Genomic DNA, 10,613 nt, shown 5'->3' with positions numbered 1-10,613 from the left:
ATTCAATAATAATATAATTATTGTTGTGCTAATTTCACCCAGGTTTTAATAACGGTATCTGGGTTTAAAGATAAGCTATCAATACCCTCTTCCATTAACCATTGTGCAAAATCTTCATGGTCAGAAGGGCCCTGTCCGCAGATCCCGACATATTTACCTTGACGTTTCGCTGATTGAATTGCCATAGATAATAGCGCTTTTACCGCATCATTACGTTCATCAAACAGTGATGAGACGACACCAGAATCACGATCTAAGCCCAATGTTAACTGAGTCATATCATTAGAGCCGATAGAGAAACCATCAAAATGAGCCAAGAATTGATCGGCTAATAAAGCATTGGATGGAATTTCACACATCATAATCACTTTTAAGCCATTCTCACCACGTTTTAAACCATTACGTGCTAACTCATCTATCACTTCTTCTGCTTGGCGCACCGTACGTACAAATGGGATCATCACTTCCACGTTAGTTAATCCCATCTCATTACGCACACGTTTCACTGCTTCACACTCGAGTGCAAAACAACGACGGAAATCATCCGATACGTAACGACCCGCACCACGGAAACCTAACATAGGGTTTTCTTCATCAGGCTCATAGCGATCGCCACCGACTAAGTTTGCATACTCATTTGATTTAAAATCAGACAAGCGAACAATGACACGTTTTGGCCAGAATGCTGCAGCGAGTGTTGCGATACCTTCGGTTAATTTACCAATATAATATTCAACAGGTGATGCATAACCCGCCATCATTTCATCAATTTCAGCTTTTAGTGCATCTGTTTGATCTTCGTATTCGAGTAAAGCGCGAGGATGCACACCAATCATACGGTTGATAATAAACTCTAAACGCGCAAGGCCTACCCCATCATTTGGTAACCCAGCAAAGTCAAAGGCGCGATCAGGATTACCGACGTTCATCATGATTTTTAAGCCAAGTTCTGGCATGTTATCGATTGCGGAGCTTTGAATAGAAAAATCGAGTTTCCCATCATAAACAAATCCGGTATCCCCTTCAGCACAAGAGACGGTGACCACTTGCCCTTCGCTAATACACTCCGTCGCATCGCCACAACCTACCACTGCTGGAATACCTAATTCACGAGCAATAATTGCCGCATGACATGTTCTTCCACCACGATTAGTCACAATCGCAGAGGCTTTTTTCATGATAGGCTCCCAATCAGGATCTGTCATATCGGTGACCAACACATCACCCGCCTCTATTCTATCCATCTCACTTAAGTTATGGATAACTTTAACCGTACCACTACCAATACGATGACCAATTGCACGACCTTCTACAATCACAGAGCCTGTTTCATTTAACTGATAGCGTTCCATAACTTGTTGGTTAGAACGAACTGTTTCTGGACGCGCTTGAACAATATATAGACGACCATTATGACCATCTTTAGCCCACTCGATATCCATTGGACGTCCATAATGTTGTTCAATCAATACCGCTTGTTTTGCTAGCTCTTGCACTTCATCATCAGTTAAAGAGAAACGATTGCGCAATGCTTCTGGCGTATCTTCAATACGGACTTGTTTACCATGCTCAATGCTATCGGCATAAACCATTTGGATCTTTTTAGAGCCTAGGTTACGGCGCACAATTGCCGGTAAACCTTTCGCCAAAGTTGGTTTATGAACATAGAATTCATCTGGGTTAACCGCCCCCTGAACCACCATTTCCCCTAAACCATAAGCAGAGGTAATAAAGACTACTTGATCAAAGCCTGATTCAGTATCAATAGTAAACATCACCCCTGATGAAGCTAAATCAGAGCGAACCATACGTTGGACACCTGCAGATAAAGCAACACCGCGGTGATCGTAGCCTTGGTGAACACGATAAGAGATTGCGCGATCATTAAACAGTGAAGCAAACACATGTTTAATCGCAACTAAAATTGCATCGATACCTTGAACGTTTAAAAATGTCTCTTGTTGGCCGGCAAAAGAAGCATCAGGCATATCTTCAGCGGTTGCTGATGATCGTACTGCAAATGAGGCTTCAGATTCACCTTCACTTAAGGTCTGATAAGCATCACGAATATCTTTCTCAAACTGAGGGGTAAAAGGTGTATCAATCACCCATTGGCGAATTTGGTTACCCGCTTGTGCTAATTGATTAACATCATCAACATCAATACTATCGAGCAGCTCATAAATACGCTGATTAATACCACTTTGTTCCAGAAAATCATTAAACGCTTGCGCTGTGGTGGCAAATCCATTAGGAACAGACACACCCAGTTCCGCAAGATTAGTGATCATTTCACCGAGGGAAGCATTTTTCCCACCAACACGATCAACGTCATTCATACCCAATTGGTTATACCAAAGTACATTGCACGGGGTGAGGCTATTGCTGGACATTGAGAACAATCCTTTTTTAAACAAATGAGAGAGAGAAAAAAAAGAAAAACCCGCTGTCAAAACGACAACATAAATAAGCCTATCACAATGTTATGGAGAATATAGAAAGGTGAATCGATCAACCAGAAAACTTTATTTTTTTATCCTTTATAATCACTAAAAATACTATAGATAATATTGTCTGAATTGCTAATTCAGCTAAAAAAAAGGTGAGAGGAATGATATTAAGTTTGAATTCAATTAACTGTGATAATAATGAACTTGTTGATAGAACTGTTTTTTTTATCTCTGACGGCACCGCTATTACCGCAGAAGTCTTAGGCCATGCGGTACTCTCACAATTCCCATTAAAAATGAAAAGCTATACCTTACCTTTTGTATCTTCTGTAGAAAGAGCGGAAGAAATAAAAAATAAGATTAATGAAATTTATAAAAAAAGTGGCGCCAAGCCTCTGGTTTTCTACTCTATTATTAGTCCTGACGTAAAACGAATAATAAATAGTAGTGAAGGATTCTGTCAGGATATTGTGCAGTCATTAGTTCTCCCCTTAGAAAAAGAAATTGGCGTTCAAGCGCTACCTCAATTAAATAAAACGCACGGTTTAACAGAAAAAAATCTCAGCAAATATGATGCTCGAATTGCTGCTATTGAATACACTTTATCTCATGATGATGGGATCTCTTTACGCAATCTCGACCAAGCGCAAGTGATCTTAATCGGTGTCTCACGCTGCGGTAAAACCCCTACCAGTTTATATTTAGCGATGCAATTTGGCATTCAAGCGGCTAATTACCCTTTTACTGCTGATGATATGGATTTTTTAAAATTGCCTCCTGAATTAAAAGAGTATCAACATAAATTGTTTGGCTTAACCATTGCCCCAGAACGCCTTGCTGCTATCCGTAGCGAACGTCGTGAAAACAGTCGTTATGCATCTATTCGTCAATGTCGTATTGAATTAGCGGAAGTTGAAGCGCTATTTAGGAAAAATAACATTCCTTACCTAAATACGACAAACTACTCTGTTGAAGAAATTTCCACTAAGGTAATTGATTCTATGGGATTAGCCAGAAGAATGTTCTAGAGACAGTAAGTTATTTTTTATTTATTTTTCACCAATAACAGTGTTGAAATTAGCTGAATTTCGTTTATTGTGATCTTAATCACTGGGTAGACTTACCCTGTATTTTTATTGAGATAAATTATGTTAAAAACAGACGAATTACGGACAAAGGCTTTAGCCAGCCTAGTAACGCCGGAAACGTTAGCTAATGAGTTACCCATCTCACAAGAGATTATCAGTAATATCACTTCTGCCCGTCAACGCATTGAAGCTATTCTCACTGGTGAAGATAAACGACTATTAGTTATTATTGGCCCTTGCTCTATACATGATCCCAAGGCGGCTAAAGAGTACGCAACAAAACTAAATCAACAAAAAGCGCGTTTTCATGACCGTCTAGAAATCGTGATGAGAACCTATTTTGAAAAACCGCGTACCGTTATTGGTTGGAAAGGCCTTATTTCTGATCCTTTCCTTGATAACTCTTGTAATGTTAATGAAGGCATTCGTATTGCAAGGAAACTGCTAATTGAGATCAACGCATTAGGACTCCCCACAGCCACTGAATTTCTTGATATGGTCACGGGGCAATATATTGCAGATTTAATCAGCTGGGGAGCAATCGGGGCAAGAACAACAGAGAGTCAAGTTCACCGTGAAATGGCCTCCGCCCTCTCTTGCCCTGTGGGATTTAAAAATGGCACTGACGGTAATATACGCATTGCGATAGATGCCATTCGTGCCGCTCGTGCCAGTCACACCTTTTTATCACCTGATAAAACGGGACGTATGACAATTTACCAAACCAGTGGAAATCCCTACGGTCATATTATTATGCGTGGTGGTAAAAAGCCTAATTATCATGCCAGTGATGTAGCAGATGCTGTTGATGCACTGAAACAACTTGATTTACCTGAACACTTGGTCATCGATTTTAGCCATGGTAATTGTGAAAAAATTCATCGTCGCCAACTTGAAGTTGCACGCAATGTCGCTCAACAAATTACGGATGGTTCACAAGCTATTGTCGGTGTTATGGCAGAAAGCTTTTTACAAGAGGGATCACAGAAAGTCACAGCAGATAAGGTGCTGACCTATGGACAATCTATCACTGATCCTTGTCTCAGTTGGGAAGATACCGAACAATTACTGGAATTATTAGCTCAAGCGGTTGAAAGTCGATTTAAATAATATCGCCAAAAAGGAGAGTTTTACCTCTCCTTTTTAACTTACACAAAAAGTCGTTATCCATCTTCATTAAGATTAAGCTTTATCTTCTCCCACGCTAATCAACTGTATGATTTTTATTCTAACACCCTATTTTTGTTGTTCTTTTGTTACTAATCATCTTAAATTTAGACGTTTACGTTAAAAAAAGCTTGTCTAAAATATTCTGATAACGATAATGATTATCATAATCATAACCTCTATCAGTATTGCTATTGAAATGAATAAAAATGTTCATAATTTAAACGATTCATCGATAACACGTGAAACAAGCTCCCCAGTCATTCAATCTATAAATAGCATAGAATTACTGGGTAAATCGGGCGTGGTTTATATTCAACATAACGGAGAGTTGTATCAGTTACGCCAAACAAAAACAGGAAAACTTATCCTAACAAAATAATTATTTAATCCCTTTTCGCAAGCCACCTATTTTGCTAGGCAGCCAGCTAATTCACTCCATATACAAGGACTTTTATGGATATTAATGGTATGTCTATGCTGAAAAGAAATTTCAAATACTCCACATTAGCTACAGCAATTTGTCTGTTATACGCGCCGACTACTTTTGCTCATATTGAAAAAGTAGAGACAGATACATTGACTGTTATTGGGCAACAAGACAATCAAATAACGGATTTTCAATCTGTCGTCGATACCCGTTCAGCACAAGCTCAAACCGCATCTACCACGGGGCAATTGTTAAAACAAATCCCGGGGATCACCGTATCAGGAACGGGGATCGCCAATGGTGGCAATATTATGATGCGTGGTTACGATCAAAGAGGTGTCAAAATCTTTGTGGATGGTATTCATCAACCTATTGATAATACTATGAACAAGCTTGGTGGCCTTTTTATTGAACCCTCGCTTATTTCGCGCGTTAAAGTCAAACATGGTGGCTCTTCGGTTAAACATGGAAGTGGCGCGCTAGGTGGCGTTGTTTCGTTCTCAACTCTCCATCCAAATGAATTATTAGACGCCAATAAAAACCTTGGTGCTAAATTATTTAGCTCATTCTCTTCTGCGGATAAACATTTTTCTTATGGTGGTGTGATCGCAGGTAGACATCAGTTAGTGGAAGGGTTATTGGCTTATAGCCAAAGAGAGCGTGGCCCGATACGTATTGCTGATGACTCAATATTAAATAACCACGAACGTATCAAAAATTATTTTGCAAAAGCCTATGTTTACCCTACAGAGGAACAAACCGTTATTTTTTCTGCCCGTCAATATAATAATGCAGGAGAGCAAAGAGAAGTTTTAAATCGAATGGGAGGGTTTGGAAAAAGAGACAGTAATAATATGTATCGAGCCACCAAACAAAATGATATCTCACTCACCTATCATTTAAATCCAAATAATTATGATTGGCTCGATCTGAGCACTCAACTTTATTATTCTCAGTTTAAAATTGCGCATACGTTTCTGACGGATACACGCAAAGAAATATATCCAGACATAGAAAGTGTGCTAGGTAATTCTGAAAAACGTACCCAATATACCTATGGTATGAAAGTAGAAAACGCCTTTAATTTAAATTACTTTCAAGATAGGTTGACTCAATCTGTGATTATCGGCATTGATGCTGAAAAACAGAAGATGGTATCGAATAATAAGGCTAAAAATTTCCCTTTATCACATATGGATAATGCCTCAGGTTGGGTTCATAGCACGTTCAATACCCCTCTATTACCCATTACTTTAATTGCGGGTCTTCGTTACAACTATTATCAAAATGTCCCTGATAACAGTAAAACTTTAGATTACTACAAAGACTTAAATAAAAAAGGAGACATGACCTCCGCCGACAAATATCAAGAAACATATCAAAATATTTCTAAAAATATTGCGTTACGTCTCACACTGACCAAATGGTTACAGATCTATTCTTCTTATTCTGTTGCCTTTAGGGCGCCGACTTTAAGCGAAATGTATAATGACTCAGTACATTTCACTATAATTTCCCCTTTTAATAAGAAAAGCTATGATGCTCGTTGGGTTCCAAATTCCACATTAGAACCAGAGACGAATAGAACATGGGAACATGGTATCAATTTACAAAAAAATGCGTTGCTTTTTACCAATGACCAGATAAACATTAAAGCTTCATATTACAGTACTGAATCAATTGACCACATTACTTATCAACAGTGGTATCATAGTCGTAAGCCTATCCAATTAAAAAATAGTCATATTGCGTTATCTCCCATTAAAGATGCTCGTGAACCTTTATTATTTCAATCAGTTAACTTGCCTAAAGCGCTTATTCACGGCTTTGATTTAAGATTGCTATATTCTCATCCATACATCGCTATGGGGGTAAATTACAATCAAACTAAAACCTTGGAACTGTCGTCTCTAGAGACTATTTCAATGGTGCGCCCTGAAACATTAACCGCTTTTATAAATGTACCCATTATCAAAACACCATTTTCTGTTGCTTGGTCAGGAAAGTTTGCCGGTCCAACGGCCAAAAAAGGCACACATAAATACCCTGGTTCAGAGGAAGTGACTACTCGATTAAAAGAAGATCTTCAGCAATACCCTGGCTATGGTGTGCATAGTTTTGCAGTCAACTATCAATCCAATAATAAAGATATACAAGCCTCATTGGTACTCGATAATGCATTCAACAAAGTGTATTACTCAACGGTAGGTGTGCCTCAAGAAGCTAGAAATATCAAAATGTCTGTCAGTTATCGCTGGTAAACAATAAAAAGAGCAATGATTTTTATCATAACGGGCTGTTGAGTTTAGCAGCCCATTTTAATAACGGAGATCGACCTGTATGTCTCAATCATCGCGATGCATAAAGGTGAGTGTTTTAGTTGTTGCAACAGCGATTAGCAGTGCATTCGCTGAAAATAAAAATCAAATCTATGGAGAAAAAAATAGCGGGGAGAGAAACACACAAATAATAACGGTTTATGCAACAGGTAACGAGCGAGATAGCTTTACATTACCAATGATGTCGACCGTCATAAAAAATAACAGTGCTTTGACAGAAACGGCTGGAAGTGCCACGGAGTTGTTGCGTCATATACCGGGCATTTCAATATCAGGAGCTGGCCGCACAAACGGTGAAACTATTAGTATGCGTGGCTACAGTAGTAACGGTGTTTTGACACTAGTAGATGGCATACGCCAAGGTACTGATACAGGTCATATTGACAGTATTTTTGTCGATCCTCTACTCATTAAACAAGTTGAAGTGGTTCGTGGCCCTTCAGCACTTTTATATGGAAGCGGCGCCCTCGGTGGGGTTGTGGCATATGATACCGTTGATGCCAGCGACTTGCTTGCAAAAAATGAACATGGTGGTGTGCGTGTTACCGCCCTTGGTAATACGGCACAACAGAGTCAAGGATTTGGCATTACCGCTTTTGGTCAACAAGACAATTTCGATGGATTACTCGCCCTCTCCGCTCGTGATAAAGGTACAACTCGCTATGGAGGCGGTTATCGTGCGCAAAACGATGAAACAATCATTAACTTATTATCTAAAGGACGTTGGTTTATTGATGATAGCAATACGTTAAGTGGCCAATTACGCTATTATCATAACAACGCACAACAGCCTAAGGATCCACAACTCGCCAATAACCCAACACCGGCTAATGTAGCGACAAATCGTACTACAACACAAAAAGATGCACAGTTAACCTATCAATATCATCCTAGTGATATGTCATGGATTAACCTAAAAACACAAGCCTATTACAGCGAGGTAGATATTAATGCGAAAACACAACAAAAAGGATTTGAAGGTAGAGAGCAAAAAACCTATGGCATTAAACTTGAAAATCGCACTCAATTAGCCACCTACCCCTTTGCTGCTCACGCTTTAACTTATGGCGGTGAGATCTATAAGCAAAAGCAATCACCCAGTGCAAATGCCGAAAGCTTCCCTAAAGCAGATATTCGTTTTATGTCAGGCTGGTTACAAGATGAAATGACTTTACGTGATGTACCCATTTCATTCATCGTCGGTACAAGGTTTGATAAATATAGCAGTCAAAATGATCGTTATGATGACATCAGCGCTGATAAATGGTCATCAAAAGGAGCCGTTAGTATTACACCCACAGATTGGTTAATGCTTTATACCTCTTATGCTCAAGCTTTTAGAGCACCAACAATTGGCGAGATGTATAACGATGCTAAACATTTTGATGCCCCATTCCCCGGAGCACCAACCAATTACTGGCGCCCTAACCCTAATTTAAAGCCCGAAACCAATTCAACAACTGAATACGGGTTCGGTTTTCAATTCGACGACTTATTATCTAATAATGATAATCTGAAAATTAAAGCTGCCCATTTCAATACGCGTGCAAAAGATTATATTGATACAGATGTCGCTATTTTTCAGGGATATACACAATCGACGAATATTCCAAGAGCAACTATTTGGGGTTGGGATATCGAGATGAATTATCAATCGAAGTTCTTTAGTTGGGATTTGGCTTATAACCATACAAAAGGAAAAGATAATGCCAGTAATGCCTCTATTACCTCTATTGAGCCAGATACATTAACCAGTCGCCTCGATATTCCCGTACCCAATAGTGATTTTTCCGTAGGTTGGGTGGGACAATTTACTAAAAAAACAGATTTTACAAAACATGATCGCTTTAATCGCCCGACCAATCGCCAACAAGCGGGTTATGGTGTCAATGATTTCTACCTCCGTTATGAAGGTAGTGCTTCATTAACAGGGCTAACAACCTCACTGGTACTGGGTAATGCATTTGATAAAAAATACTACTCTTCTGCGGGTATTCCTCAAGAGGGGCGCAATGCAAAAGTACTGGTGAGTTATCAATGGTAATTAACAATAAAATAAACGAAACAATAGGAGTTTCCGTGACTAAACCTCTTTATGAGAGCTACCTGCAAGCAAAAAATGAAAAAAAAGCATCTTATGCGCGTGATTTAGCAACTTACCTTAATGTAAGTGAAGCTGAGCTTACTCACGCGCGTGTTGGGCACGATGCTAAACGCTTACATGGTGATGTTCGTGATATTTTAACCGCTCTCGCAACCGTAGGCGAAGTGAAAGCCATTACTCGTAATGAAATTGCGGTTCATGAACATCTTGGTGAATATACCAATGCTCGTTTTAACGATCATGCAGGATTGATCTTAAACCCTCGAGCCCTCGATTTACGCTTTTTCTTCTCTCATTGGGCAAGTATCTTTGCATTAACCGAAGAGACGGCTCGTGGCATTCGTCATAGTATTCAATTCTTTGATCTTCATGGTGATTCTCTCCATAAAGTGTATACCACTGATAATACTAATATGGATGCATGGAATACCTTAATCGATACTTATTTATCACCAGAAAATCCCGTATTAGAGATTACCCCCGCTAAATCTTTTACTGATGCACCGGTAACAACGGCATTAGCACAACAGTTAGAACAGCAATGGCGCTCGATGACTGACGTTCATCAATTCTTTAAAATCCTGCAAGAAAATAATCTCAGTCGCCAGCAAGCGTTCAAAGCGGTCAGTGATGATTTAGCTTATCAAGTAGATAATAGTGCCTTAAAAACATTATTAGCACTGGCGAAAGAAGTACAAAATGAAATTATGATTTTCGTGGGTAATCGAGGCTGTGTACAGATCTTTACCGGTAAAATTGATCGTTTAGTACCTCATCAATTTGAAAATAGTGAACAAGTATGGATTAACATTTTTAATCCTGCATTTACACTGCATTTAATTGAGAGCGAAATTGTGGAAAGCTGGATCACTCGTAAGCCAACCCAAGATGGTTTTGTCACAAGTCTTGAACTATTTGATAGCAAAGGTCAACAGATTGCTCAGCTCTATGGACAACGCACTGAGGGAACAAAAGAACAACAACAATGGCGTGAGCAACTCAACGCTCTTGCTAAAATAGCTTAATAGAAGGATA

Annotated in this window: 7 protein-coding genes; 6 read left to right on the top strand and 1 reads right to left on the bottom strand. The window is 39.2% G+C overall.

The features are described 5' to 3' along the window. Window positions 1–17: 17 nt before the first annotated feature. Window positions 18–2,393 carry a phosphoenolpyruvate synthase gene (gene ppsA, locus AACU98_RS17915; RefSeq protein WP_049202922.1) on the bottom strand — a complete coding sequence of 792 codons (2,376 nt, stop codon included), beginning with the start codon at window positions 2,391–2,393 and terminating at the stop codon, window positions 18–20. Window positions 2,394–2,611: 218 nt separating this feature from the next. Between ppsA and ppsR the strand changes: the two genes are divergently transcribed. From ppsR to AACU98_RS17885, 6 genes are all read left to right on the top strand, one after another. Then, on the top strand, window positions 2,612–3,478 hold the full coding sequence (gene ppsR, locus AACU98_RS17910) for a posphoenolpyruvate synthetase regulatory kinase/phosphorylase PpsR (protein ID WP_004243173.1): 867 nt from the start codon (window positions 2,612–2,614) through the stop codon (window positions 3,476–3,478). A gap of 120 nt (window positions 3,479–3,598) precedes the next feature. Beyond that, window positions 3,599–4,648 carry a 3-deoxy-7-phosphoheptulonate synthase gene (locus AACU98_RS17905; RefSeq protein WP_004243174.1) on the top strand — a complete coding sequence of 350 codons (1,050 nt, stop codon included), beginning with the start codon at window positions 3,599–3,601 and terminating at the stop codon, window positions 4,646–4,648. A 214-nt stretch (window positions 4,649–4,862) separates the two neighbouring features. Beyond that, window positions 4,863–5,087, top strand: coding sequence for a hemin uptake protein HemP (hemP, locus tag AACU98_RS17900; protein WP_004243175.1), 225 nt, complete (start codon window positions 4,863–4,865; stop codon window positions 5,085–5,087). Between the two features lie 89 nt (window positions 5,088–5,176). Further along, the gene (locus AACU98_RS17895; RefSeq protein ID WP_239662651.1) at window positions 5,177–7,396 is read left to right on the top strand and encodes a TonB-dependent receptor domain-containing protein; all 2,220 of its coding nucleotides are present in this window, start codon (window positions 5,177–5,179) and stop codon (window positions 7,394–7,396) included. Between the two features lie 79 nt (window positions 7,397–7,475). Further along, window positions 7,476–9,518 carry a TonB-dependent hemoglobin/transferrin/lactoferrin family receptor gene (locus AACU98_RS17890; RefSeq protein WP_004248181.1) on the top strand — a complete coding sequence of 681 codons (2,043 nt, stop codon included), beginning with the start codon at window positions 7,476–7,478 and terminating at the stop codon, window positions 9,516–9,518. Between the two features lie 35 nt (window positions 9,519–9,553). Further along, window positions 9,554–10,603, top strand: coding sequence for a hemin-degrading factor (locus AACU98_RS17885; protein WP_004250967.1), 1,050 nt, complete (start codon window positions 9,554–9,556; stop codon window positions 10,601–10,603). Window positions 10,604–10,613 lie beyond the last annotated feature (10 nt).

Source organism: Proteus sp. G4380, from assembly GCF_963885725.1.
In the GTDB taxonomy this organism is placed as follows: Bacteria; Pseudomonadota; Gammaproteobacteria; order Enterobacterales; family Enterobacteriaceae; genus Proteus; species Proteus mirabilis.
The sequence above is the reverse complement of the archived record's forward strand: the minus strand, read 5'-3'. Positions and strand labels throughout refer to the sequence as shown.